General features: G+C 69.0%; 25 protein-coding genes. 11 read left to right on the forward strand and 14 right to left on the reverse strand.

Annotated elements, in window-relative coordinates; translation table 11 throughout:
• A partial coding sequence (locus B4V06_RS08610; protein WP_498169147.1) for a M24 family metallopeptidase occupies positions 1-1027 on the reverse strand: 1027 nt, incomplete at its 3' end.
• Positions 1028-1338: 311 nt separating this feature from the next.
• Here B4V06_RS08610 and B4V06_RS08615 point away from each other — a divergent pair.
• From B4V06_RS08615 to B4V06_RS08625, 3 genes are all read left to right on the forward strand, one after another.
• Complete coding sequence (locus B4V06_RS08615) at positions 1339-2310, forward strand: transcription initiation factor IIB (protein ID WP_498169150.1); 972 nt, start codon at positions 1339-1341, stop codon at positions 2308-2310.
• A 166-nt stretch (positions 2311-2476) separates the two neighbouring features.
• Positions 2477-2950 (forward strand): NUDIX hydrolase, encoded by a 474-nt coding sequence (locus tag B4V06_RS08620; RefSeq protein ID WP_498169153.1) that lies wholly within the window; start codon positions 2477-2479, stop codon positions 2948-2950.
• Between the two features lie 142 nt (positions 2951-3092).
• A complete protein-coding gene (locus tag B4V06_RS08625) occupies positions 3093-5447 on the forward strand; it encodes a DUF7527 domain-containing protein (RefSeq protein WP_498169156.1) in 2355 nt (784 codons plus the stop codon).
• A 168-nt stretch (positions 5448-5615) separates the two neighbouring features.
• Here B4V06_RS08625 and B4V06_RS08630 read toward each other — a convergent pair whose 3' ends face one another.
• Positions 5616-5921, reverse strand: coding sequence for a hypothetical protein (locus tag B4V06_RS08630; protein ID WP_004595838.1), 306 nt, complete (start codon positions 5919-5921; stop codon positions 5616-5618).
• 304 nt (positions 5922-6225) lie between these two features.
• Between B4V06_RS08630 and B4V06_RS08635 the strand changes: the two genes are divergently transcribed.
• On the forward strand, positions 6226-7575 hold the full coding sequence (locus B4V06_RS08635; RefSeq protein WP_123112104.1) for an adenylosuccinate synthase: 1350 nt from the start codon (positions 6226-6228) through the stop codon (positions 7573-7575).
• Positions 7576-7608: 33 nt separating this feature from the next.
• On the opposite strand, the gene B4V06_RS08640 is transcribed toward B4V06_RS08635, so the two are convergent.
• The gene (locus B4V06_RS08640; RefSeq protein WP_498169161.1) at positions 7609-8475 is read right to left on the reverse strand and encodes an aldo/keto reductase; all 867 of its coding nucleotides are present in this window, start codon (positions 8473-8475) and stop codon (positions 7609-7611) included.
• Positions 8476-8616: 141 nt separating this feature from the next.
• Here B4V06_RS08640 and B4V06_RS08645 point away from each other — a divergent pair, with 141 nt between their 5' ends.
• The 3 genes from B4V06_RS08645 to B4V06_RS08655 all read left to right on the forward strand — a co-directional run bounded on the left by B4V06_RS08645 (position 8617) and on the right by B4V06_RS08655 (position 11519).
• Positions 8617-9105, forward strand: a complete 489-nt coding sequence (locus B4V06_RS08645) for an Lrp/AsnC family transcriptional regulator (protein WP_123112102.1) — start codon at positions 8617-8619, stop codon at positions 9103-9105.
• On the forward strand, positions 9102-10241 hold the full coding sequence (locus B4V06_RS08650) for a pyridoxal phosphate-dependent aminotransferase (RefSeq protein WP_498169163.1): 1140 nt from the start codon (positions 9102-9104) through the stop codon (positions 10239-10241). Before B4V06_RS08645 ends, B4V06_RS08650 begins: the two co-directional genes overlap by 4 nt.
• A 123-nt stretch (positions 10242-10364) precedes the next feature.
• On the forward strand, positions 10365-11519 hold the full coding sequence (locus tag B4V06_RS08655) for an acyl-CoA dehydrogenase family protein (protein ID WP_123112100.1): 1155 nt from the start codon (positions 10365-10367) through the stop codon (positions 11517-11519).
• A 24-nt stretch (positions 11520-11543) separates the two neighbouring features.
• Here the strand turns inward: B4V06_RS08655 and msrB are convergent, their stop codons facing one another.
• Entirely contained in the window at positions 11544-11963 is a 420-nt protein-coding gene (gene msrB / locus B4V06_RS08660; RefSeq protein ID WP_498169167.1) for a peptide-methionine (R)-S-oxide reductase MsrB, read from the reverse strand.
• Between the two features lie 134 nt (positions 11964-12097).
• Between msrB and B4V06_RS08665 the strand changes: the two genes are divergently transcribed.
• Positions 12098-12334, forward strand: a complete 237-nt coding sequence (locus B4V06_RS08665) for a CDGSH iron-sulfur domain-containing protein (protein ID WP_498169170.1) — start codon at positions 12098-12100, stop codon at positions 12332-12334.
• 42 nt (positions 12335-12376) lie between these two features.
• Here B4V06_RS08665 and B4V06_RS08670 read toward each other — a convergent pair whose 3' ends face one another.
• From B4V06_RS08670 to B4V06_RS08685, 4 genes are read right to left on the reverse strand one after another with little or no spacing between them, the layout of a single operon-like run.
• Positions 12377-13396, reverse strand: a complete 1020-nt coding sequence (locus B4V06_RS08670; RefSeq protein WP_498169173.1) for a PfkB family carbohydrate kinase — start codon at positions 13394-13396, stop codon at positions 12377-12379.
• Positions 13397-13409: 13 nt separating this feature from the next.
• Entirely contained in the window at positions 13410-14495 is a 1086-nt protein-coding gene (locus B4V06_RS08675; protein ID WP_498169175.1) for a DNA topoisomerase IV subunit A, read from the reverse strand.
• Positions 14496-16976: a DNA topoisomerase VI subunit B gene (locus B4V06_RS08680; protein ID WP_498169178.1), complete on the reverse strand. Its 2481-nt coding sequence runs from the start codon at positions 16974-16976 to the stop codon at positions 14496-14498.
• Positions 16973-17224, reverse strand: a complete 252-nt coding sequence (locus B4V06_RS08685; protein WP_498169180.1) for a hypothetical protein — start codon at positions 17222-17224, stop codon at positions 16973-16975. The genes B4V06_RS08680 and B4V06_RS08685 overlap by 4 nt, the downstream gene beginning before the upstream one ends.
• Between B4V06_RS08685 and B4V06_RS08690 the strand changes: the two genes are divergently transcribed.
• Together B4V06_RS08690 and B4V06_RS08695 are read left to right on the forward strand one after the other, a co-directional pair.
• Entirely contained in the window at positions 17223-18305 is a 1083-nt protein-coding gene (locus B4V06_RS08690; RefSeq protein WP_498169183.1) for a hypothetical protein, read from the forward strand. The two genes, B4V06_RS08685 and B4V06_RS08690, sit on opposite strands and share 2 nt — an antisense overlap.
• Before the next feature lie 91 nt (positions 18306-18396).
• Positions 18397-19371, forward strand: a complete 975-nt coding sequence (locus B4V06_RS08695) for an oxidoreductase (protein ID WP_498169186.1) — start codon at positions 18397-18399, stop codon at positions 19369-19371.
• Between the two features lie 16 nt (positions 19372-19387).
• On the opposite strand, the gene B4V06_RS08700 is transcribed toward B4V06_RS08695, so the two are convergent.
• Positions 19388-19945, reverse strand: coding sequence for a hypothetical protein (locus B4V06_RS08700; RefSeq protein WP_498169189.1), 558 nt, complete (start codon positions 19943-19945; stop codon positions 19388-19390).
• A 115-nt stretch (positions 19946-20060) separates the two neighbouring features.
• Positions 20061-20255, reverse strand: a complete 195-nt coding sequence (locus tag B4V06_RS08705) for a cold-shock protein (protein WP_123112091.1) — start codon at positions 20253-20255, stop codon at positions 20061-20063.
• Between the two features lie 229 nt (positions 20256-20484).
• Between B4V06_RS08705 and B4V06_RS08710 the strand changes: the two genes are divergently transcribed.
• Positions 20485-21942, forward strand: a complete 1458-nt coding sequence (locus tag B4V06_RS08710; RefSeq protein WP_123114812.1) for an MATE family efflux transporter — start codon at positions 20485-20487, stop codon at positions 21940-21942.
• 16 nt (positions 21943-21958) lie between these two features.
• On the opposite strand, the gene B4V06_RS08715 is transcribed toward B4V06_RS08710, so the two are convergent.
• From B4V06_RS08715 to B4V06_RS08730, 4 genes are all read right to left on the reverse strand, one after another.
• Entirely contained in the window at positions 21959-22216 is a 258-nt protein-coding gene (locus B4V06_RS08715) for a DUF8119 family protein (RefSeq protein ID WP_498169194.1), read from the reverse strand.
• A gap of 109 nt (positions 22217-22325) precedes the next feature.
• Positions 22326-22787 (reverse strand): universal stress protein, encoded by a 462-nt coding sequence (locus B4V06_RS08720; protein WP_123112089.1) that lies wholly within the window; start codon positions 22785-22787, stop codon positions 22326-22328.
• A 3-nt stretch (positions 22788-22790) separates the two neighbouring features.
• Positions 22791-24548 carry a VC_2705 family sodium/solute symporter gene (locus tag B4V06_RS08725; protein WP_123112088.1) on the reverse strand — a complete coding sequence of 586 codons (1758 nt, stop codon included), beginning with the start codon at positions 24546-24548 and terminating at the stop codon, positions 22791-22793.
• Positions 24545-25015, reverse strand: a complete 471-nt coding sequence (locus B4V06_RS08730; protein ID WP_123112087.1) for a DUF4212 domain-containing protein — start codon at positions 25013-25015, stop codon at positions 24545-24547. The genes B4V06_RS08725 and B4V06_RS08730 overlap by 4 nt, the downstream gene beginning before the upstream one ends.
• Positions 25016-25129 lie beyond the last annotated feature (114 nt).

Here is a 25129-nt window from a genome sequence, read left to right on the forward strand (position 1 = left end):
GGGGGGACTCGTGGACGTCGAGGCCGATCCCGTGGCCGGTCGAGTGGATGAACCCCGTCTCCGTCTCGGGGTCGGTGCGGAACGTCGGCTCGCCGGCGTCCTCGTACACCTCGCAGGCCGCGGCGTGGACCTCCTCGCCGGTCGCGCCCGGCTCGACCGCGTCGAGCGCGGCGTCGAGCGCGCGCTCGGTGAGGTCGTACCACTCCCGGAGCGCGGCCGGCGGCTCCCCGACGCAGAACGTCCGGGTCATGTCGGCGTTGTACTTCGTCGCCTTCGACCGGGGGAAAATGTCGACGATGATCGCCTCGTTCGCCCGGAGCGGGCCGGAGCCGCGGTCGTGGGGGTCGGCCGCCTGCGCGCCGCCGGCGACGATCGTCTCGTCGAGCGCGCAGCCGTGCCGGAGCAGCGTCACCTCGATCTCCTCGGCGACGCGCTCGCTGGTGAGCGGCTTGCCGTCGACGAGCAGGACGCCCGGCTCAGCGTCGGCCTCGCCGTCGGCGGGCGCGTCCTCGCCCGCCACGTCCGCGCTCGCCAGCAGCTCCTCTGCGGCGCGCATCGCGGCCCCGTTCGCCCGCTGTGCCTCGCGGATCGCGTCGACCTCCTCGTCGGTCTTCACGGCGCGGACCTCCCGGAGGAGGTCGTCGCCGTCGACCACGACGTCGATCCCGCGCTCGCGCATCGCGTCGGCGGTCCCGACCGGGCCGCGAGGCGGCATCGACATCGACTCGACCCCCTTGTCGCGGACGAACGCGGCGTACATGTCGTACCGCTCCTCCCGGCCGCCGTACTCGTAGTCGTAGTCGGCGTGGCGCTCGACGGTGTCGGCGTCGGCCTCCGCCTGCGCCCGCCCGTACTCCAGCCCGGAGACGAGCGCGTGGACCTCGCCGTCGGCGTACAGCGTCAGGAACGGGTCCGGGCCGGTGAACCCGGAGAGGTACAGCTGGTTCGCGTCATCCTGCGACGCGTCGAGCAGGTAGCCGTCGGAATCGAGGGCGGCGAGCGTCTCGTCGAGGCGAGTCCGGTTCATACCGTTCGTGGTCGGCCGATACCCAAATCGGTTGCCCTCGCGGAACCGTTTCCGTCCCGAACCCACCGAGTTTATCACGAAATATCTATATAGTGGCGGTCGGCCGACGGTCGACCGCGACCGGACGCGAATTTCGTTCGTGAGAAAACCGGCAACTATCGCCATCAGACGGTTCGAGACGACCTCTCGACGTACTTTTCAGATCCGATATCGGCACAAGGATTTAAATGTGTTCAGCCCTTACCTGATAGTGAGGAAACCAACCGAGACGCGTCTCTCGGTCCCCTCGTTCCCTCCATTTGAACCAACCAATGAGCGAAAACGTTCGAACGTACACGGCGGAGCATGTCGACGACGAGCAGGAGAGCGAGTCGGCCGACGAGGAACTGCGTTGTCCCGAGTGCGGCGGCCAGCTCGCCACCGACACGGAGCACGGCGAAACGGTGTGTGTCGACTGCGGGCTCGTCGTCGAGGAGGACGAGATTGACCGCGGGCCGGAGTGGCGCGCGTTCGACTCCAAGGAGAAGGACAGCAAGTCCCGCGTCGGCGCCCCGACGACGAACATGATGCACGACAAGGGGCTCTCGACGAACATCGGCTGGCAGGACAAGGACGCCTACGGCAAGTCCCTCTCCAGCCGCCAGCGCCAGAAGATGCAGCGGCTCCGCACCTGGAACGAGCGGTTCCGCACCCGCGACTCCAAGGAGCGGAACCTGAAGCAGGCGCTCGGCGAGATCGACCGCATGGCCTCGGCGCTCGGCCTCCCGGACAACGTCCGCGAGACCGCCTCGGTCATCTACCGCCGCGCGCTCGACGAGGACCTGCTCCCCGGCCGCTCCATCGAGGGCGTCTCGACGGCCTCGCTGTACGCGGCCGCCCGGCAGGCCGGCACGCCGCGCAGCCTCGACGAGATCGCGGCCGTCTCCCGCGTCGAGAAGGACGAGATCGCCCGGACGTACCGCTACGTCGTCCGCGAGCTCAAGCTGGAGATCCAGCCCGCGGACCCCGAGAGCTACGTCCCGCGGTTCGCCTCCGACCTCGGCCTCTCGGACGAGGCCGAGCGCCGCGCCCGGTCGCTGCTCGACACCGCGAAGTCGCAGGGGATCCACTCCGGCAAGTCGCCGGTCGGCCTCGCGGCCGCCGCCGTCTACGCGGCCTCCCTGCTGGTCAACGAGAAGGTGACGCAGAGCGAGGTCAGCGACGTCGCGAACATCAGCGAGGTCACCATCCGGAACCGCTACCACGAGCTGTTGGAGGCCGAGGACGGCGTCGCGCTGAGCTGATCGGCGCGCCCGCCCGACCACGTCGACGCTCCGCCTTTTCGTCGTCGACGCACCGCACTTTTGACGCCGGCGCTCCGCCGTTTCTCTCCGAGACCGGAGCGACCGGACGCTCGGTTTCGACTTCCGTTTTCCGAACGCACAAGCCCTCGCGGGCCGAGCAACGCGTATGGAGACCACCCGTCACTTCACCGCGACGACGTACGTCGTCAACGACGGCGCGACCGCGCTCCACGCCCACGACCGGCTCGGGATCCGCCTCCCGCCGGGCGGCCACGTCGACCGCGACGAGCTTCCCCACGAGGCGGCGCTCCGCGAGGTCCGCGAGGAGACCGGGCTGGAGGCCGAGCTGGTCGCGACCGAGTCGTCGATCGCGGGACCGAACACCCGCGGGCTCCCGGAGCCGGCGCACCTCATGCTTCACGACATCAACGTCCACGAGGACGGATCGGTGGGCCACCAACACGTCGACCATCTCTACTTCGCTCGCGTCGGCTCCCGCGAGATAGCGCCGAACGGCGACGGCGAGGTCGACCCGGACGCGTGGCGCTGGTACGACCCGACCGAGCTGGCCGCGAGCGACCTGCAACAGGACGTGATCGAGCTCGGCCGCGAGGCGATCGCGACCGTCGGGGACGCGTAGCCGGACGGGGTCTCGAGGGTCGAGCGGGAAAACCGCCGGACAGAGACCCGATCTCGGTCGGCAGAATCCCGCCCGATCGCTGTCAGACGAGCGTCTCACGGTCCGGAAGGTATTTGGGTCGTTGCAGGCCACATAAACCAAGATGGACGCACAGCGACGATCGGAGATCACCGGGTGGGACGCCCGCGAGTTCTCGGGCGGATTCGCCGGGCTCGGGCGCCTCGTCGACCGCGGGTTCTCCGGCGCGGTGACCGACGGTGCGGCGTGGCTGTTCGTGTTCGAGGGCCGCGTCGTCGGGACGGCCGACGGCGACCTGGACGAGTTCGCGGATGCCTCCGGCACGCTGTACGAGGCCCCCGAGGCGGTCCTCCCGGTGCTGTTCGCCATGCAGGAGCAGGGCGGCGAGCCGCGGGCGCAGTACTACACGAACGACACCCCGCTCTCGGAGGCGGACCGCAAGCTCTCGCAGGGCGGGTTCACCGGCTACGTCGAGCTCTCGGAGAACGTGCTCTCCGGCGACTACTACGTCACGTACACCGCCGGCGAGTCGATGGCCGCCGCGTACGTCGGCAACTCCAGACGGCTGGAGACCGGCGAGAAGGCGTTCTCGCTCGCCGACGACGAGGTCGGCATCTACACCGTCTACGAGGTCGACTTGGACGTCCGCGAGATCCCGTCGGACGGCGACGCGGGAGCGGCCGCGTCCGGGGCGACCGCCACGAGCGATTCGGAGCCGGACGAGCCGGAACCGGACGAGGGATCGGCGGACGGGGCGACGGCGGACCGGACGGAACCGAGCGACCCAGGTCCGAAACGCAGTCCGGAACCCGAGGACGGTCCGGAGCCCGACGACGTCGCGTCTGGCGGGCCGACCGCCGTCGACGCGGCCCCGGACGCCGCCGGCGACGACGCGACCCCCGAAAGAGCCGGAAGCGACGCGACCGCCGGAAGCGACGCGACCGCCGAGAGCCGTGATGGCCCCGGCTCCCGGGCCGAGACCGACCGCGACGACGACCAGTCGCCCGTCGACATCGGCGGGGCGGGCGACCGCGGTGCCGCGGGCCGACAAGGAAACGAGAGCGAAGCGTCGACCGAAGCCGGCGCCCGGGCGGACGAACCGGCGAGTGATCCCGGCGAGGGAGCCTCCGAAATCGCGCCCGGCGGCAAGGACGCGACCGCGGCCGGAACCGACTCGGACCGATCCGGAGACGCGACCGACGGAGCGCACCCGAGCGACGACGTGTTCTCCGAGGAGGAGCAGTGGCGCGAGCAGAAATCGATCCCGGCGCTCGACCCGTCCGAGGCGAGCGACCCGCCGGGCGGCCGCAACGGCGCCGGAAACGCGACCGGGGGCGGCTCCGGAGGGTCGCGCGACTCGAACGGCGCCGCGGGGCGGAACGAGGCCGGAACGGCCGCGCAGTCAGCGAACGAGCCGTCTCCGGATCCGCGCTCGACCGCCGAGGCCGGCGCGAACCGGTCGGCCGTGTCGCAGCGCTCTCGGGGGGCCGGCGAGTCGCGCGACGAGGGAACGCGTCGGGAACGCCTTCGGCAGCTGGAGAGCGCGCTGGAGGAGTCGGAGCGAGAGCGCGAGTCGCTGGCGGCTGAGTTGGACGAGGTCGCCGCGGAGCGCGACGACATCGAGGGCGAGCGCGACGAGCTGGCGACGGAGGTCGACCGCCTCGAGTCGGAGGTCTCGACGCTCCGCGAGGAGCGGGATCGGCTCCGCAACGAGCTCGCCGCGGCCCGGGAGCGGCTTCCCGAGAGCGACCGCTCGCTCTCGCCCGCGGAGGCCCGGAGCGGGACGAACCTCTTCGTCAGGTACGACTCCAAGGGCGGGGCGACGCTGGAGGACGCCCACGACGGCACCGTGGACCGCGACATGCTCCGCGAGAACCTCCGGATCGAGCACCACACGAGCTTCGAGACGGACGGGCTCTCGGTCGACGGCCGACCGTTCGAGGAGTTCCTGCGGGACACGATCGAGTACGGGTTCACGCGCTGGCTCGTCGAGGACCTGCCGTTCGAGGTGAGCGGGACCGGCAATCAGAGCGTCCTCCGCGACCTCTACGACGCGATCCCCGAAGTCGACCGCGCGGAGATCGGCGGCTCGGTGTCGATCGTGATCCGCGAGAACGGCGAGGAGACGCGCGAGCAGCGCGCGTTCGACCTCGTCTTGCGCGACCGGATGGGGAACCCGCTGTTCGTCGCCGACCTCAACGACAGCCGGGACCCGACCGCCGAGGGGACGCTGGAGTCCCTCGTGAGCAACGGCCGCGACATCGCCGAGTCGAACGACTCGTTCGCGGGGGCGTTCGCGGTGACGGAGAGCTTCTTCGAGCCGGGCGCGTTAGAGACCGCGAGCGACGCCGTCGGCGGCGGGCTGTTCAGCCGGTCCAAGCGCGCGAGCTTCGTGAAGCTCTCGCGCAAGCAGGGGTACCACCTCTGTCTGGTCGAGGCCCGTGACGGCGGGTTCCACATGACCGTCCCCGACCTGTAGAGCGGATCCGCGAGACGGGACGTTTGACGAGGATCAGTCAGCGAGCGGCAACGGATGATTCCTTTCGCAACGCGAGGCGATACCGACCGGACACGGGACGCTCCCGGCTGCGTCCGACCGCGGTCAAAACGCGGACTCCCGGCGGGCGAGGCGTACGAACGAGGGCGTTCAGTTCTCGAGTTCGGCGGCGTCGTCGATCCGCATGGAGCCGAGCTTCTCGACAGTCTCGTCGAGCTTCTCGTCGAGTTCGTCGACGAACTCGTGGGTCCGCTCGGTGGTGATCGCGCCCTGGCTGGACGGCTCGATGAGGTTCTCCTCCTCGAGCACGCGCAGCGAGTAGCGGACCTTGTGGTGGGGGTAGCCGGTCTCGTTCGACATCTTCACGATGCCGATCGGTTCGTTTTCGATGACCATTCGCAGAACCTGGAGGTGGCGTTCCAGCATGTCTACCTCCTTCTCTAGTCGATCTATCATGGCACATGTTAACTCGTCATGCCCCGGTTTAAAAGTTGCTGTCGGCGACGGGGGCGGGGTCGCTCGATCCGGCGCTTTGACGTGGGAGTAGTTAACGTGTTCGATCGCTTCGACGACGACGGCCTTCGCGACCCGCCCGGACCGCCCGACTGAGACCGGTGACGGCGACCACGCGCGGGCGGAGAGCGACCGCACGAACGGGCACATCTCACTCGGCCGCGCCACGATGTGATGCACGTCTGTGGGGTAAGACCGACGACGGACCGTAATCGGTTTTACCCCCCGGCCGGAACCTCCGGGCCGTATGACACTCACCATCGTCGGCTCCCAGCTGGGTGACGAGGGCAAGGGCGCGCTCGTCGACCGGTGGGGAGGGGACGCGGACGTCGTAGTCCGTTATCAGGGCGGCGACAACGCCGGCCACACCGTCGTCGAGGGGGGCGCGGAGTACAAGCTCTCGCTGGTACCGAGCGGCGCCGTCCGGGGCACGGTCGGCGTCTTGGGCAACGGCTGCGTCGTCAACCCGCGCACGCTGTTCACCGAGATCGACGACCTGCGCGATCGCGGGCTCGACCCCGACGTGCGGGTCGCCCGGCGCGCGCATGTCATCATGCCGTACCACCGCGTGCTGGACGGGATCGAAGAGGAAATCAAGGCGGACGACGACGCCGGCGACGAGGTCGGCACGACCGGCCGCGGCATCGGCCCGACGTACGAGGACAAGGCCGGGCGGCGAGGGGTTCGGATCGCCGACCTGCTCGACCCCGACGTGCTCCGCGAGAAGCTGGAGTACGCCGTCCCGCAGAAGCGCGCGCTCGTCGAGGACGTGTACGGGCTCGACCTCGATGACGACCGCGCCGAGGCGTTCGACGTCGACGCGCTCCACGAGGAGTTCGCCGCGATCGGCGAGCGCCTCGCCGACGAGGGGATGACCGTCAACTGCAGCGACTACCTCTACCGCCGCCGCGAGGCGGGCGACCGGATTCTGTTCGAGGGCGCACAGGGGACCCACATCGACGTCGACCACGGGAACTACCCGTTCGTCACGTCCTCGAATCCGACCGCCGGCGGCGCGGCGGTCGGTTCCGGAGTGGGCGTCACGACCGTCGGCGACGGCGAGGTCGTCGGCATCGTGAAGGCGTACCTCTCGCGGGTCGGCGAGGGGCCGATGCCGACCGAGCTCGACGGCGACGCCGACGAGGAGGCGCTCGCCGACGACATCCGCGAGAAGGGCGGCGAGTTCGGTACCGTGACGGGTCGCCCGCGCCGGATCGGGTGGCTCGACCTCCCGATGCTCCGCCACGCCGCGCGCGTCTCCGGCTTCACGGGCGTCGCGGTCAACCACGTCGACGTGCTCGCCGGGCTCGACGAGCTGAAGGTGTGTACCGGCTACGAGCTCGATGGCGAAGAGATCGACACCGTCCCCACCACGACCGACCGATGGGAGCGGTGCGAACCGGTGTACGAGTCGCTCGACACCTGGGAGGAGTTCGACTCGGCCGCGGTCGCCGAGGGCGGCTACGACGCGCTCCCCGAGCCGGCGCGCGAGTACCTGGAGCTCGTCGCCGACGAGATCGACACGCCCGTCTACGCGGTCGGCGTCGGTCCCGACCGCGAGGAGACGGTCGAACTCGTGAACCCGTTCGACGAGTAGCGGACCGAGCGACCTTTTTTAAACGATCCGCCGCTACGCCTGCGGGTCGACGTCGTTCAACGCGCGCACGTCCTCGTCCGTCAGCGACAGCTCCGCGGCGGCGACGTTCGATTCGAGGTGCTCGACGCTCGACGTGCCCGGGATCGGGAGCGTCACGTCGGAGTGCTCTAAGAGCCACGCGAGCGCGACCTGCCGCGGCGTCGCGTCGCGACGGCCGGCCACCTCGCCGAGCGCCTCCGCGACGCCCTCCTCGTCGACCGTGTACATCGGCCCCCACGGGATGAAGCCGACGCCGTTGCGCTCGCAGGCCCGCAAGACGTCCTCGTCGTCGCGATGGCCGACGTTGTACCGGTTCTGGACGGTGGCGACGTCGACGATCTCCGTCGCGGTCTCCAGCTGTTCGACGGTGACGTTCGAGAGCCCGACGTGGGCGATCTGGCCGGCGTCTTTCATCTCCGCGAACGCGTGGACGGACGCCTCGAAGTCGGTGTCGGGGTCAGGACGATGATACTGATAGAGGTCGACGGTGTCGGTGCCGAGCCGGTCAAGGCTACACAGCACCTGGTTTTTCAGGAAGTCCGGGTCGCCGTGGGGGAGCCAGTCGCCCTCGCGGTTGCGGAGCAGTCCGGCCTTCGAGGCGACGACCACGTCGTCGGGGTCGCCGAGCGCTTCGCCGATCAGCCGCTCCGAGACGCCCGGCCCGTAGGAGTCGGCGGTGTCGACGAAGTCGACGCCGAGCTCGACGGCGCGCTGGAGCACAGCCTCGGCCTCGTCCTCGTCGTCGGGTCGGCCGATGATGTCCTCGCCGGTGATCCGCATCGCGCCGAAGCCGAGGCGGTTAACGGTCAGCTCGCCGCCGATGTCGAACGTGTCGCTCCGGTCGGTAGTGTCTGAAGTCATGGTCGGCCAGTCGCGGGCCGCGCCCAAAGTCGTGGGGATGGCGGAAGGATCGTCGCCGGAGGAGCGCGGTCCGCCCTCCGGCGCGCTCGCCCGTCTTGCGCACGTCGCTACTAATAAACCGCCCCCGTGCGATCGGAGGGTATGGACGCCGAGCGCGAGGTACTCGACGTGTTGGCGCGGAACGCCCGCGAGGACATCGACGACATCGCGGCCCAGACGGGCCTCGACGCGGAGGCGGTAGCGGACGCGATCGACGCGCTGGAGGCGGACAACGTGGTCCACGGCTACCAGGCGGTCGTCGACTGGGACCGCGTCGACGAGGGGAAGATCCGGGCGGTCGTCGAGATCAACGTCGAGCTCGACCGCGAGACCGGCTACGAGCAGGTCGCCGACCGGATCGCGAAGTTCCCCGCGGTCGACGCCCTCCACCTCGTCTCCGGGGACTACGACTTCGCCGTCGAGGTGCTCGGCGAGACGATGCAGGACGTCTCGCGGTTCATCTCCGAGCAGGTCGCGCCCATGCCGGAGGTCACCCAGACGGTGACCCACTACATCATGGAGACCTACAAGGACGGCGGGATTCGGTTCGAGGACGGCGACGACGACGACCGCCTCTCCGTGTCGCCATGAGGCTCTCGGACCGCGCCAGCGACCTCCCGGAGTCGGGGATCCGGAAGTTCTTCGAACTCGCGGAGGCGCGCGACGACGTGATCTCGCTGGGCGTCGGCGAGCCCGACTTCTCGGCCCCGTGGGCGGCCCGCACCGCCGCGATCGACTCGCTCGAGCGCGGGAAGACCTCCTACACGTCGAACCGCGGGATGGCGGCGCTCCGCGAACGGATCGCCGCCCACCACGAGCGCTACGACCAGTCGTACGACCCGGAAGAGGAGGTGCTCGTCACGACCGGTGCGAGCGAGGCGGTCGATCTGGCCTTCCGCGCGCTGGTCGACCCCGGCGACACGGTCGCCGTCCACGAGCCGACGTACATCTCGTACGGGCCGGGGATCGAGCTGGCCGGCGGCGAACAGCTCACGGTGCCGACCCGCGCCGCGGACGACTTCGCGCTCACGCGGGAGGCCCTGGAGGCGTCGGGCGCCGCCGACGCCGACCTCCTCGTCCTCTGCTACCCGAACAACCCGACTGGCGCGACGATGACCGACGAGGAGCTCGCCGAGGTCGCGGCCTTCTGCCGCGAGAACGACCTCCGGGTGGTCGCCGACGAGATCTACTCCGCGCTCACCTACGGCGCCGATCACGCCTCCATCGCCACGCAGCCGGGGATGCGCGAGCGCACCGTCGTCGTCAACGGCTTCTCGAAGGCGTACGCCATGACCGGGCTCCGGCTGGGGTACGCGCTAGGCCCGACCGACGCGATCGACGCGATGAACCGGATCCACCAGTACACGATGCTGTCGGCGCCGACGACGCCGCAGTACGCCGCCATCGAGGCGCTCGACCGCTGCGACGACGAAGTCGCGGAGATGGTCGACGAGTACAACCGCCGCCGGCGGCTCGTCGTCTCCCGGTTCAACGAGATGGGGCTCGACACGTTCGAGCCCGGCGGCGCGTTCTACGCGTTCCCCGACTGCGGCGGCGACGACGAGGCGTTCGCCGAGGACCTGCTGGAGGCGCAGGGCGTCGCGGTCGTCCCCGGCTCCGTCTTCGGCGCGGGCGGCGAGGGCCACCTCCGCGTCTCGTACGCGACTTCGATGCGAGAGCTGAAAGAGGCGACCGACCGGATCGCGACGTTCGTCGAGAACCGCTGAGGCGACGCTCGACGCGTCGCGGTCGCGGGTCGACGTCGGCGGACCGAGGTGTAAACGAAAAACTACTTGCGAATTGTTCGGCGTTCGCCAACGATTATCACGGTTTACCCTGATACTCGAGGTATGGAGTTTCAGCTGACCGACGAACAACGACAGCTTCGCGAGGAGGTACGGAAGTTCGCCGACGAGGAGATCCGACCGGTCGCGACCGAGTACGACGTCGACGAGAAGTACCCGCACGAGATTATGGACAAGGCCGCGGAGATGGGGCTGTTGGCTCCGCACGTCCCGGTGGAATACGGCGGCGTCGGGTACTCGTCGGTGGAGAACGCGATCCTGACCGAGGAGCTGTTCGCCGCCGACCCCGGGATCGGCCTCTGCGTCTCCAGCGCCGGGTTCGGCGCCGAGGCGCTGATGGAGTTCGGCACCGACGAGCAGAAGGAACGGATCCTCCCGGAGGTGACCGCCGGCGACGCCGTGATGGGCTCGGCCATCTCGGAGCCGCAGGCGGGCTCGGACGTGACATCGGTCGCGACGCGTGCTGAAAAGGACGGCGACGAGTGGGTGATCAACGGCTCGAAGATGTGGATCACGAACGGCACCGTCGCCGACTACTTCGTGGTCGTCTGCGAGACCGACCCCGAGATCGACGACCGCTACTCCGGCTACTCGCAGATCCTCGTGGAGGGCGACCGCGACGGGCTCACCCGCGACAAGATCACCGGGAAGCTCGGCATCCGCGCGAGCGACACCGCCGAGCTGCGGTTCGACGACGTCAGGGTCCCGGAGGAGAACCTCATCGGCCAGCGCGGGATGGGATTCCTCCAGCTCATGCAGTTCTTCGACGAGACCCGCACCGCGGTCGCCGCGCAGGGCGTCGGGATCGCCCGCGGCGCGGCCGAGCGCGCGCTGGAATACGCGGAGGAGCGCGAGCAGTTCGACCGCCCGATCAGCGACTTCCAGGCGATCAAACACAAGCTCGCGGAGATGCACACGAACACCGAGGCCGCCCGCTGGCTCACCTACCGCTCCGCGTGGGCCGTCGACAACGAGTCGGGGGACCTCACGGCGCTCGCCTCGATGGCCAAGGAGTTCGCCTCGCGGGTCGCCGTCGACGTCGCCGACGAGGCGGTGCAGGTCCACGGCGGCGCCGGCTTCGTCAACGATCACGACGTCGAGCGGCTCTACCGCGACGCGAAGATCACCCAGATCTACGAGGGCACCACCGAGATCCAGAAGAACATCATCGCCCGCGAGCTGCTCGACGAGGGGATGTGAGCCGGCTGCTCGTGGCCGACGTCCCTACTCCTCGTCGTATTCCATCGCGACCGAGTTGATGCAGAACCGCTTGCCCGTCGGCTCGGGGCCGTCGTCGAACACGTGGCCGAGGTGCGAGTCGCAGTTCGCACACCTGACCTCGGTGCGGCGCATCCCGTGGCTCGTGTCGACCGTCGTCGTCACGTTCTCCTCCTCGGCGGCGTAGAAGGCGGGCCAGCCGCAGCCGGACTCATACTTCGTCTCGGCGTCGAAGAGGACGGTCCCACAGGCCCGGCAGCGGTACTCCCCGTCGTCGGGGTGGTGATCGACGTACTCGCCGGAGAACTTCGCCTCCGTGCCGCTCTCGCGGAGCACGCGGTACTCCTCCTCGGAGAGGCGCTCCCGCCACTCCTCGTCGCTCAGTGCCTCGGGGTCGACCGCGTCTCGCTCGCCGGTCTCGCTCATACAGCGAGTAGGGGACCCACGCTCAAGGGGGTTGCGGCGGGAACGGCGTCAGGCAGTGACCGTGTCACCCGGGCAGGCCCGGCTGACTCAGAGTCGGGCGTAAGCCGTATTCGGACGGGCACCGATCGACGTGTATGGCACGCGAAGTCACCCACGAGGAGCGAGGGCCCGCGGTGCTCGACGAGTCGGACATGGGCGACGACGACCTGATCTACGTCTGTCAGTGCGGCCTCTCGGACTCGAAGCCGCTCTGTGACGGCTCGCACAACGCGACCGCGGACGAGGAAGACGGCGTCGTTTATAAATACGCGAACGACGACGCGGACGGCGAGCGCCGCGAGGTCGCCGCGATCGAGTACGACGATCGGTAAGCGGTCGCGAGACGGTCGGACGGTAGCGGGAGCGACGGTCGCTCAGGACTCGACGGGGGGCCGTTCGTCGAGGAATTCGGCGATATCCCGTCCACCGCCAGTACCGCCGGATTCGACGTAGTAGACCGCACAGGCGTTTCCACACGCCAACGCGAGGTCCCAGTCCCACCCGCACGCCAGCGCGTGGCCGAGCCCGCCAGTGAACCGATCGCCGCCACCGGTGTGCCGCACCGGCCGCTCGACGCGGTAGTTGTCGACCCGCAGCCGCTCGTCGCACGTAACGGCGGCGGCCTCGTCTCTCGCGTGCATCACCGCGGCCGTGATACCCGTCTCCTCTCGGATCGCGGCGAGCCGCGCGAGGTCGTCGTCGAACGGTCTGGAGAGAGGTGCGGCCGTCGTCCGAACTTCTTGTCGGTTGGCGGAGTACACCACGTCGAACGTGTTTTGGAGAGCGGCGACCGCGTCGAGCAACGCACCGATCTCGTCGGGAGGGGACCCGACGATATCGCCCGGATCGAACACGAACGGAACTCGCGGCACGTCCGTGTCGCTCAGCTCGTGAAACGCGCTCTCGAGCCCTCCCACGGACCCCCAGTTGCTACAGCAGACGGCGTCTCCCCCGAACGCGTCCGAGAGGTCACCGACTCGGCGTAGCTCCGCGAGGGTCCACTCCGCGACCTCGGAGCTCTCGACGAACATCACGTCTCGATCGCTGAAGCCGAGCACGTACACGAGCGCAGGTGACCCCATCGACACGGTGGCGAAGGGCAGCGATTCGAATACCGGCGCGTCGAGATGGCCGTAACAGGTGACCGATCCGCCGAGCGCGTGCAGCTGTTTCGCCGTGTTGACCGCTTGACCACCGGGTTCAGTCGTCTCGACGGTAAACGAGAACGACGACCGATCTCCCAGAATCTCGCGGGCGAACGCGTCACGGGTCTCGAGCGACTCGGCGCCGTCTTCGACGACCGTACAGAAGTGGTCGACGCTTCCGTCGGGGAGCGTCGCCACCGTCGGGGACCCGGACTCACCGAGACGCCGCCGCAGCCGATCGTAGGGCATGCTACGCTCGCCGTTAGATCACCCCCATCTCCCCGAGCCGCTCGGGGAGGTACGTGTCGGTGACGAAGTCGAGCCCGCGGCTCGCGAGCGACTGCTGTTCGGACTTCTTCCCGATGTCGAGCTGGAGCTCGATCTGCTCTTCCCAGTAGTCCGTCTGGAAGCGCGGGTCATCCAGCTCCGACTCGAGGGCGTTCACGTCCGAGTCGGAGAGCGGGTCGGCCGGCAGGTCGTACTCGACGATGTCCTCGGGCTGGATCCCGACGAACTGCGCCTCCGGCGTCGCGAGGTACTTCGAGAGGTGCGCCGACTTGATCGAGCCGTACGCCACGGAGCCGTAGATCCGGTAGGACCACGGGTCGCCGTCGGCGAAGACGGCGATGGGGACGTCCAGCTCGTCGTGGACGCGCTTCGTGATCCGGCGGGTCGCCCGCGCCGGCTGGCCTTTTAAGTGAATGACGAGGCAGTCGTACGCCTCGTCGAACCCGTTCTCGACGAGTCGGTCGCGCATCCCGCCGGTCTCGACCGCGAGCGCGAAGTCGATGTCGTCGTCGAGGAACTCGATCATGTCCGGGTTGTTCGGGATCTGGTACCCCCCCTCGCCGACGTCCTCCTGACAGTGGATCTCGCGCTCGCCGCGGCGGGTCTGCTCGCGGATCTCCAGCGGGCCCATCAGCGTCGCGCCCGACTCCTCCGGGCGCATGTGGAAGTCCTCGCGGGTGACCCCCGTCACGATCTCCAAGTCCTCCACGAGGTCGTTGGACTCGTCCTGCGACTTGAACTGGGCCTCGTCGTTGTCCCACGACTCGGAGAGGTAGTACAGCTCCCGCAGCGTCGAGGAGCGCCCCTCGTCGAGCTGGTTCGCGAGGAACTCGATCGTGTACGCCGCCTTCAGCAGCTTGCGGGCGCCGCGCACCGAGTTGGCGCTGCGGGTCGACGTGCGGTCGCCGTACGTCCACACGCCGCTCTCCGTGTCGTACTCGATGTTGCTCTTCGTCCGCGTCGGGAGCTCCAGCTCCGGGATCTTCCCGCCCGCGAACTGGTCGTAGAAGTCGGCGGCCAGGTCGATCAGCTCGTCTCGTGCGTCTGTGTCTGTCGTCATTTACGCGTTCACCGTGAGTTTCTCCGTCTCGACGCCGCCGACGCTGACCTCGAACTCGGCGTCGTCGTCGACCGCGTACGTCAGTTCCCGCTCGTCGCCCGAGGGCACCTCGGGCTTCCACTGGACGAACCACTCGCCGTCCATGTCGACGACCGTCCCCTCCGAGGGGTCCGTCGGCTCGGTCGAGACGATGTCGGTGATCTCCAGCTGCTCGTTGACGTCCGAGTGGTTCTCGACGACCAGCGTCACGGTGCCGTCCGACACCTCGCGCTCGACGCTGACGTTGTTCATGATGCGCGCCAAGGCCCCGTCGATGTCGGGGCGCGGGCGGCCCGTGACCTCCGAGACCTTGTCGGCCATCTCCGGGAGGATCTTGCCGAGCACGTCCTGCTTCTCGCGGCGCTGCTGCATCGAGCGCCGCTTGTTGAGGTACGACTTCAGCTCGCGGGCGGCCTCCCGCACCGCGAGCTCGATCTCGTCTTCGATCGCGGGGACGTTCGCGAGCGCGTCCTTCGACTCGCTGGTGAACGGGACGTTCGTGGAGGCGACGTGGATGCTGATGACGGCCGGCCCGTTCGGCAGGCCCGAGCCGCCGGGCTGGTCGAGCCCGTAGTTGCGCCACCCAATCGACTTGATCACGTCCGTCGTCGCGCAGGCGCCGCGCTGGTAGACGAGCGGGACGCGGTTCGCGAACCGGAGCAGCTCCACCGACCCCTCGGCCGGAATCGACCCGCCGTAGGCGATGCCGGCCTCGACGATGAACGGGTCGCCGCCGTGGACCTCGGCGTCGCGGGTCGCCGCCGCGTAGAAGTCGGCGTCGTACTCCTTCCGGAGCCCCGCCTCGACGAGCTCGGCCGTGATCGGCGCGAGGCAGTCGGTCGGCGGCGCGAGGATGTCCGTGGTCCGCATCGCGGCGAGCAGGTCGGCCGACGTGTCGCGGTCGCCGGCGATGTCCCGGACCTTCGGCGGGTCGTCGGGCACGGTGCGCGCCCGCGACCAGAACGCCTCGACGACGTTCTCGCGGGCGGTCTCGCCGAACGTCGCGTCGTGCTGCTCGGCGACGAAGTTGGCCGCGTCGGCGACGAGCCGCTCCAAGTCGTCGCGCGTGATCCGGAAGGCGCCGCCGTCGAGGTTGAGGAACCGGCGCGTTAGGGCGTCGGCCATCGCCTGCACCGCGGCGTCGTCCTTCCGCGTCGAGGTCGCCTCGTCCACGAGGGCGTACGCGTCGGCGACGAGCGGGGATTCGGCGTCTCCTGCGTCGCCGTCCTCATCGTCGCCGTCCGCGGCTCCGGTGGCACTTCCGGCCGGCTCGCCGTCGGCGTCGACTCCGGTGATCGCCCGCCACGCCGCGTCGACCGCGTTCTCGCGGACGGTCCCGCCGAACGTCTTGCCGGTGTCGGTCTCGACTGTCTCGGCGACGTTGCCGACGATCGTCGCGAGCTCGGCCCGGGAGAGCCGGTCGTTGCTCGCGACCGTCTCGGCGACGCCCTCGGCGAAGTCGGCGGTCGCCGCCTTCCCCTTGTTGGCGACCGCCTCGCCGACCGCGGCCGCGACGTCGCGGTCGTCGTGCGCGCGCGGCGGCGTCCACGAGAGCTCGCGGCCGTAGTGGACGTCCCGGAAGTTGTCGATGACGCTGTCGGCGGTCTTCTTCCCGACCCGGGTGAACTCCTCCTGGAGGAACCCGGAGACGGAGTACGACTCGGTCGCCTCCAGCATCTTGATCAGCGCGCCGAGCTCGACCCCGTGCGGGTGCGGGCGGATCTCCTTCGTCTCCGCCGGCAGCTCGTCGGTCGCGCGCTCGAACTTCATCGGCTCGTCGAGCCCCGGCTCGCGCAGCTCGATCCGGGCGTGGGGGTTGACGACCGCGGTGTGTTTCACGTAGTCGTGGAGCTGCCCGCGGGCGCGCATGTTCGCCTCCATCTCCAGCTCGATGCGCGTGCCGTGGGGGCGGTCCCACGTCGCCTCCTCGTCCGCCTTGATCTCCGGCTCGTTGGTGTCGGTGTCGATGATGAGCTCGAAGTACTGCGCCCGCGACTGCCCCTTGGGACGCGAGGTGATCTTCGCGGGCTGCCCAGACGTCAACTGAGAGTACAGCACGGCCGCTGAGATGCCGATCCCCTGCTGCCCGCGGCTCTGTTCGCGGGCGTGGAAGCGGCTACCGTACAGGAGCTTTCCGAACACCTTCGGGAGCTGTTCTTTCGTGATGCCCGGGCCGTTGTCCTCGATGACGACCCGGTAGTAGTCGCCCACCTCCTCGATCTCGATGTAGATGTCGGGGAGGACGCCGGCCTCCTCGGTCGCGTCGAGCGCGTTGTCGACCGCCTCCTTGACGGCGGTGACGAGCCCGCGGGCGCCCGAGTCGAACCCGAGCATGTGCTTGTTCTTCTCGAAGAACTCGGCGATGGAGATCTCGCGCTGGCCCTCGGCCAGCTCCTCCGCGATCCCCTCCTCGTCGCCGATCGTCGACTGGAAGGACGTCATTCGGTATCCTCTCCTTCCACCGAGGCACCTAAAAACGCACCGCCGGCGCGGTGAAAGTGGATCTCCGCGTCAGACGTCGTTTCGTCCGGGTGTGTGGGTCGGTTACGCACGTCGACGCGGGCCGACGGCAGCGACGCTTCCGCGACGCGGTCGCGCTCCGATACGTTGAAGTAATTTAACTTTATTGAATAGTGTGACACGGTGACGTGTGCCATATGCACAACCGTGTCGAGAGGGAGCAGATCCATGAGAAACGACGACGCCAAGGGAGAGGCGAATCGAGCGCGGGACGCGGACCGACCGCAGAACGCGAACCGACGCGGGGTTCTCCGGGGCGTGGCCGCGACTGGCGCCGCCGTCGTCTGGGGGTCGTCGGCCGTCGCGGGTGACCCGGGACGAGGTCGGGGGAACGGCTCCGACGGGCCGTCAGCGGGCGGGTTCCCACCCAAGGGGATCACGGAGTACGGGCGGAGCGTCGATCTCGGTAACGGATCGGTCAGGACGTTCACGACGGAGACGCCGTCGGGCGAGACGAAGTACCACGGCGTGAAGTTCGACCGCGCGGCGCTGGAGGGGTTACCGAGCGTCGAAGGCCTCGCGGCGGCCGACAACCGCGACGAGGACGACAAATACGGCGCCGGCGGACAGGCGACGGAGGTCCACTTCAAGCAGTCGCTGCAGTTCTTCGTCCCGTTCCCGGCCGCCGCAGAGACGCCGTTCACGTTCCTGGGACTCAACTGGAACCCCGGCGGCCACTTCGGTGGGGCGGGCGCGTGGCTCAAGCCGCACTTCGACGTCCACTTCCACATGCTCGACCCGGCGACGGTCGATGCGGTCGAGGGGCCGCGACTGCCGCCGTACGACACCGGGAACGGTGAGTACTTGTCCGAAAGTCAAGCACCGGATTTCGATGGGAAGGTGACGGAGACGAACTTCGATTACGACCAGCTTCCCGAGGGGTACGCACGGTCGCCGCCCTGGGTCGCCGACCAGCGATACATCACTGACATGGGCGAACACACGGCTCCCGCGGACGCGCCCGAGCTCCCCGACGGGCCGGGCGACGTTGGTGACCCGGAGGCCTTCGATAACACACTCATCCAGGGGTTCATCGGCGTCGGCGAAGACGAGCAGGACCCGCGGCTGGCGTTCGTTGAACCGATGATCACGTGCGAGTTCCTCCGAGACTTCGGCGGGAACGAGACGTACGAGGTCCCGAAGCCCGACGAATACCCGCACGATCAACAGCATCCGACCGAGTACGGGGTCCGCGACCTTCCGTCGAAGGACGCGATCGCCGTGGTGCTCGGGGGGTTCGAGCAGGTCTGATCGTGAGAACCCGCCTCCTTTCGGGCTTTATTTATCCGTCACCGGTTCGCCCGCCGACACCTTTCTCCGCGTGAGGGCCCTTCCGTCTCCCATGTCAGGCTGGACGGAAGACGAGATGCCGCGACTGGACGGGAAGACCGTCGTCGTCACGGGGGCGAACAGCGGCCTCGGCTACGAGGGGACCCGCGCGTTCGCCGAGAAGGGCGCCACCGTCGTGATGGCGTGCCGGAGCGTCGAGCGCGGCGAGCGCGCGGCCGACGAGATCCGGCGGGAGAGCGCGGTCGACCGCGGCGATCTCGACCTCGACGTGCGCGAGTGCGACCTCGCGTCGCTCGACTCGGTGGCGGCCTTCGCCGAGGGGCTCGGCGACGACTACGACGCGGTCGACGTCTGCTGTAACAACGCCGGCGTGATGGCGATCCCGCGGAGCGAGACCGAGGACGGCTTCGAGACGCAGTTCGGCGTCAACCACCTCGGCCACTTCGCGCTGACGGGCCGGCTGTTCCCGCTTTTAAATAACGCCGAGGGGATCAACGGAGACGCGCGCGTCGTCACGCAGTCCTCGGGCGCCCACGAGCAGGGCCAGATGGACTTCTCGGACCTCAACTGGGAGCGCTCGTACGGGAAGTGGAAGGCGTACGGCCGGAGCAAGCTCGCGAACCTGTTATTCGCCTACGAGCTCCAGCGGCGGATCAACGACGCCGCGGCGGGAGACGACCCAGAGCGCGGCGACCCCGGCCTCCGGAGCGTCGCCTGCCACCCGGGTTACGCGGCCACGAACCTCCAGCATCGCACCGCGGAGGAGAGCGGCAGCCCGCTTTTAAAAGCCGGGATGAAGGCCGCGAACGCGGTGCTCGGGCAGGACGCCGCGACGGGCGCCCTACCGATGCTGTACGCCGCGACCGCCGACGTCGACGGCGGCGCCTACGTCGAGCCGGGCGGGCTCATGAACATGCGGGGAACGCCGACCGTGGGGCGGTCGAACGACGCCTCCTACGACCGCGCGGACGCCCGGCGCCTCTGGGAGTACTCCGAGGAGGCGACGGGCGTCGAGTTCCCTATTTAAATAGGGCCCGCCGCGGCTAATGGAGCGTCCCCTCCCGCACGTGGGCGTCGTGGGCGAACAGCGCGTAGCCGACGTCGACCTCGCGGCGGCCGGTCTCGGCCGCGATTTCGCGGATCGGCTCGATCATCGTCACGTAGTCGTCGGCGTCGAACGACTCCTTCCGGCCGTCGAGGTAGCCCAACCGCTCCAGCGACGCCCAGACGCGGGTGTCGACGACGGCGTGGCTGTCCCCGTCGAGCGCCGCGACAACGCACGACGCCGTCGGCGTCTTGAAGCCCGCGAGTCCGGTGATCAGGTGAATCGTCGAGAAGTCGCCGTCGACGACGCGCGCGTTCCGGGTCACCTCCCGGCAGCGCCGCTCGGGGTTCTTCCGGACGTGATAGGCGCTCCGCGTCGACGACTCGTAGGCGATCTCGTAGAGCTGCTCGCGCGTCAGGTGCCCCTGGGAGCGGTACCGCTCGCCGAACTCGCCGAGCCGCTCCGGGAGCACGCCCTGCGTCTCGGCGTAGCGGTCGAGGTTCTCGGCGACGAACGCGTCGAGGTCGACGGGGTCGTCGGGATCGTCGGTCTCCATACCCGAGCGATTCTCGTCCGTCGACCAAAACACCGGCGCCGTCGCTCGCGGGCGTGATATACGCGGAACGTGTTTCGAGAGCTGTCCGTCGTCGCCGGTCGCGGGTACGGCCGAGCTACAGCCGAGTGAGGTTCTTCGCGCGCGGACCCTTCTCCGCCTCCTCGATCTCGAACTCTACCTCTTGGCCTTCCTCGAGGTCCGGGCCGCCGACGTCTTCCATGTGGAAGAACACGTCCTCGTCAGCGTCGTCACTCTCGATGAATCCGTAGCCGCCGGTGTCGTTGAAGAAGTCGACCTTGCCTGTCGCCATCGCACCCTGATAGACTCCCGACTGGGTGATAAGTGTTGCGTGCGCCCCGATTCTCCGCAGTTCGGTCGTTTCCGGCCCGAATAGACGCTGATTCCGTTTTTCCGAGTCGAACCGGTGCCGGTCGGACCGAGGGCCAACGGGAGCCGGACCGGTTCCCGAAACGTTAGGTCGCGAGCAGTCGTGCGTTCGAACAGAACTCGCCGTGGGAAACGACGACGCCCGGGTCGATATGACGACGGGGGCGATCTCCCCGAAGCTGTTCGACCTCGCGTGGCCGCTGGTGCTCGGGAACCTCCTCCAGACCCTCTACAACCTCGCGGACATGTTCTGGGTCGGGCGAGTGAGCACCGAGGCCGTCGCCGCCGTCTCGCTCATGTTCCCGCTCTCGTGGATGTTCGTCTCGACCGCGGTGGGGCTCACCGCCGCGACGATCGCCTTGGTCTCCCAGCACGTCGGCGCCGGCAACGACCGTCGCGCCGACGAGGTCGTGGGGCAGACGGTGCTGCTCGCGATCGCGGTCTCCGTCGCCCTCGCGGTCCTCGGCTTCGCGGCGCGCCACCGGCTGCTCTACTGGATCGGCGCGCGCGACGCGGTGTTCGTCGAGGCGCTCGCGTACATCGAGGTGATCCTCCTCACCCTCCCGCTCACGTTCCTCTTCTTCGCGTTCCGCGCCTCGCTGCAGGGCGCGGGCGACACGACGACCGCGATGTGGCTCGTCGGGATCTCCGCCGGGATCAACATCGTCATCGACCCCGTCTTCATCCTCGGGTGGGGCCCGGTCCCCGCGCTCGGCACGCGCGGGGCCGCGATCGCGACGCTGATCGCGCGCCTGTTCGCGACCGCGGCCGGCGTCGGGATCCTGCTGCGCGGCGACTGGGGGGTGAAGCTGTACCTCCGCGACCTCGCGCCGAATCCGGAGATCCTCCGGAAGCTCGTCGACGTCGGCTATCCGGCGACGCTCGACGGGTGGGCCCGGTCGTTCGCCGCCGTCTTCATGGCGGCGCTTGTCGCGCGGTTCGGCCCGGCCGCGACCGCGGCCTACGGGATCGGCGTCAGGCTGATGTCGGTCTCCTGGTCGGTCGCGGGCGCCGTCGGGCAGGCGACCGCGACGGGGGTCGGCCAGAACCTCGGCGCCGACACGCCCGACCGCGCCGTCGCCGTCACCCGCGTCGCCACCCTCGGGACCATGGCGCTTCTCGGCGTCGCCGGCGGCGCGGTCTGGCTGTTTCCGGCCGCCGCGATCGGCGTCTTCATCGACGATCCGGAAACGATCGCCGAGGGGGTCGTCTTCCTCCGCGTCGTCGCGCTGTCGTGGGGCTTCTTCGGCGGCCTCATGGTGATACAGGGGGCGTTCCGCGGCGCGGGACACACCAAGGCGGCGCTGGCGCTGTCCCTGCTCTCGCGGTGGGCCCTCCGGCTCCCGCTGGCCGCCCTGCTCGCGTTCGGCGCGGTCGGCGTCACGCTCGGCGGGGTCTCTGTGGGGCCCGTCGACGTTCCCGCGGTCGACGTCGGGTACGTCGGCTTCGACTGGGGCGCGGTGGGACTGTGGTGGGGGTACGCGACGGCCGCCGTGGTCTCGTTCGCCGTCGGCGCGGCGTGGTTCCTGCGCGGGACCTGGACCGAGGGCGTCGTCGACGAGGACGGCGGCGACGGCCCGGAGGCGTCCGTCGAGACGGTCGACGATTAAAAAGAGGGAGCCGCGTCTAGCGCTGCTCTCTCGCCATCTGCAGCGAGATGAAGAAGCCGAAGTACGCCGGGATGCCGGCGAGCATGAACAGGTACAACACCCACTGCGGGGCGGTCGAGAACGCGACGTCGTAGAGCAGGGACACGAGCGTCACCCACGCGACCGCGAACACGAGGTCCTGTAGCATCCCGGTTCGGTTCTCGCTGACCTGCGACCGGACGCGCTCCGCGAGGCTCTTCTCGTTCGGGTCGTCGGTCGTGTCCGTCTCTGGCATAGGTGAGCGTGTCGGTCGGGGTACGTCGGTGTTCCGGAAGCGAGGCGGTTCGGCGGCGATGCGGGTCGGCGCCCGGGCGGCAGGCGAAGCCCGGGGCCGGGCCCGCGGCTCAGTCCTCCTCGAGGTAGTCGACGACGAGGACGGGCACGTGCGTCGAGCGCAGCGTGCGCTCGGTGACGCTCCCGAGGAGCGCGCGCCGGACGCCGGCGCGGCCGTGGCTCCCCATCACGATGAGGTCCACGTCGTGGTCATCGGCGTAGTCCGCGATCACCTTGTGCGGGCGGCCGCCGGAGACGTGTTCGACGACGTCGACGTCCCGCTCGGCGCCGCGCTCGGCGACGGCGCCGGTCGCCTCGTCGGCCTTCTCTTTCAGCTCGCCCATCTCGCCGAACCGGCCCTGCTTGAGGCGGTCGACCTGTTCGGTGCCGAGACTGAGGTGGACCGAGTCGATGTCGACCACGTACAGCGCGTGGACCTCGGCGTCGTACTGCTCGGCGAGGTCGAGCGCGTGGGCGACCGCTGACTCTGCGACATCGCTACCGTCGGTCGGGATCAGAATGCGTTCGTACATGGATTACTCCTCCGTGGCCGCGTCGTCAACTGCGCGGTCCCCCTCGGCGGCCGCGTCGTCAACTGCGCGGCCGCCATCAGCCGCGAGGTCCTCGCCGCCGTCGGCGACGACGTCCTCGGCGGTCTCCTGTTGCCCCATCGGCTCGGGGCTGTGGCACTGCCGGACGATCCGCTTCGTCTCGAGCGACGGCTCGTCGGTCGCCATCGAGACGACGATGGTGACGATGAACACGATCGGGAGCGTGATCAGCGCCGAGCCGATAGCTGGCATCCAGGTCGCCAGCCCCGCCGACAGCGGCGCGTCGATCGAGCCGATGTACGTCGGGACGATCTGGTTGATCATCGGGATCGACCAGAGGGTCAGTCCCGTCGTCATGCCGGCGAGCGCCCCCGGCCGGTTAGCGTTCTCCCACCACATTCCGAGGAAGAACATCGGGAACAGGACGGAGCCGGCGAGCGAGAACGCGTATCCCACGAGCGCGGCGATCGACGACGCGGGGTTGAGCGCGGCCAGGGTGGTCAGCGCGCCGAGCGCGACGATCGAGAGGCGGCCGACGAGGATCTGCTGGCGCTGCGTCGCGTCCTCGTTGATGATGTTCGTGTAGATGTCGTGGCTGATCGCCGACGAGCCGGCGATGAACAGCCCGGCGACCGTCGCGATGGCCGCGGCGATACCGCCCGCCGCGACGATCCCGACGAACCAGTCCGGGAGCCCGGACAGCTGCGCCGCCAGCACGACGATGACCTCGCTGGCCGCGCCCGTCATCCCGGGATCGCCGTACGTCGCACCGACGTTCTGCGAGTAGAGGTCGGTGCCGAACGCCGCGAACGCCGGGGCGCTCCAGTAGAGGATACAGATGAAGAACAGCCCCCAGACCGTCGACCAGCGGGCCGTCCGCTCGCTCTCGACCGTGTAGAACCGGACGAGCACGTGCGGCAGTCCGCAGGTGCCGACGATGAGCGAGAACGTCGTGGCGACCCAGAGGTAGTAGCTCGACGAGGCGAACGGCTCGGAGAACTCGCTGCCGAGCTCGCTGATCAGCATCCCGTACTCGAGCTGCGGCAGCACCGTGGAGTAGCCGTTGGTGTAGCCGACGACGAAGAGCCCGACGACGAACGCGAGGATGAGGATAACGTACTGGACCGCCTGGTTCTTCGTGGCGCCCAGCATCCCGGACAGCGTCAGGTAGCCGACGGTGACGACCATCATGGCGACGACCATCACCTGGTACCCGTCGAGGCCGGGGATGAGGCCCCCGTAGTTACCGAAGATGTACAGGCCGACCAAGGCCATCCCCTTCGCCTGTCCGATGGCGTAGACGAAGCCGATGAGGAACGTCGTCACCGCCGCGATGGCGCGCGCGGTGTCGGAGTTGAATCGGTCGCCGACGAAGTCCGGCGCCGTGTACTTCCCGAACCGGCGCAGCTGCGCGGCGAGGAAGATGAGCAGGATGAAGTAGCCCGTCGTCCAGCCGACGACGAACACGAGGCCGTAGAAGCCGGCCAGCGCGATGGACGCCGCCATCCCGAGATAGGACGCCGCCGACATCCAGTTCGCCCCGATCGCCATCCCGTTCTCGACGTTCCCGATGGACCGGCCGGCGACCCACATGTCGTCGGTGTCGGCCACGCGGAAGACGAAGCCGATCGAGAGGAACAGCCCCAGCATCCCGATCACGAGGATCGCCGGCGCCAGCTTGAACGAGATGTCGAGGGCCTCCGGAAGGAGGTCGCTCTGCAGCAGGAGCGAGCTCCCCGTCATTCCTCGGTCCCCCCGTCGGCCGCCGCGACGTCAGCGCCGCTCCCGGTCTCCGCGACGGTGGCGTGATCGATACCGTACTTCTCGTCGAGCGCGTCACGCTTGCGCGAGTACCAGAACGAGAGGATCAGCGCGCTGGTCGGCGCCCCGAACGCGACGAGGAAGTAGTGGATCGGGAAGCCTAAGATCGGCATCTGACTCGTCATCGGGCCGGGAGCGAGCCGCGTCAGCGTCACCGGCCCCCATACCGCGAGGACCCAGATAGCGAACCCGGTCCAGACGATGCGGAGGTGATCCCGCATGTACGGCGTGCTCGGGTTCAGGATGTTCACCTCCGCTCCGAGGTAGTCGGTGTCGTTGTGCGTCTGTGCCGCGCCCGTGGCGACGCCGCCGTCGGTGGCCGCGCCGTCCGATGCGCGTCCACCATCGGCGGCCGCCTCGCCGGAGTCGTGCGTGCTATTATCTGTCATGTATCGCTGTGTGTCGTTGTGATGTGTCGTCGTTCGTCGTTTGTCTGATTCGATCGTGATGTTTGTTCGCGCGGCGACGTCGTCGGATTGTGTTGTCGCGTCGAAAACGGAACC

This window comes from Halorubrum sp. B53 (genome assembly GCF_059752395.1).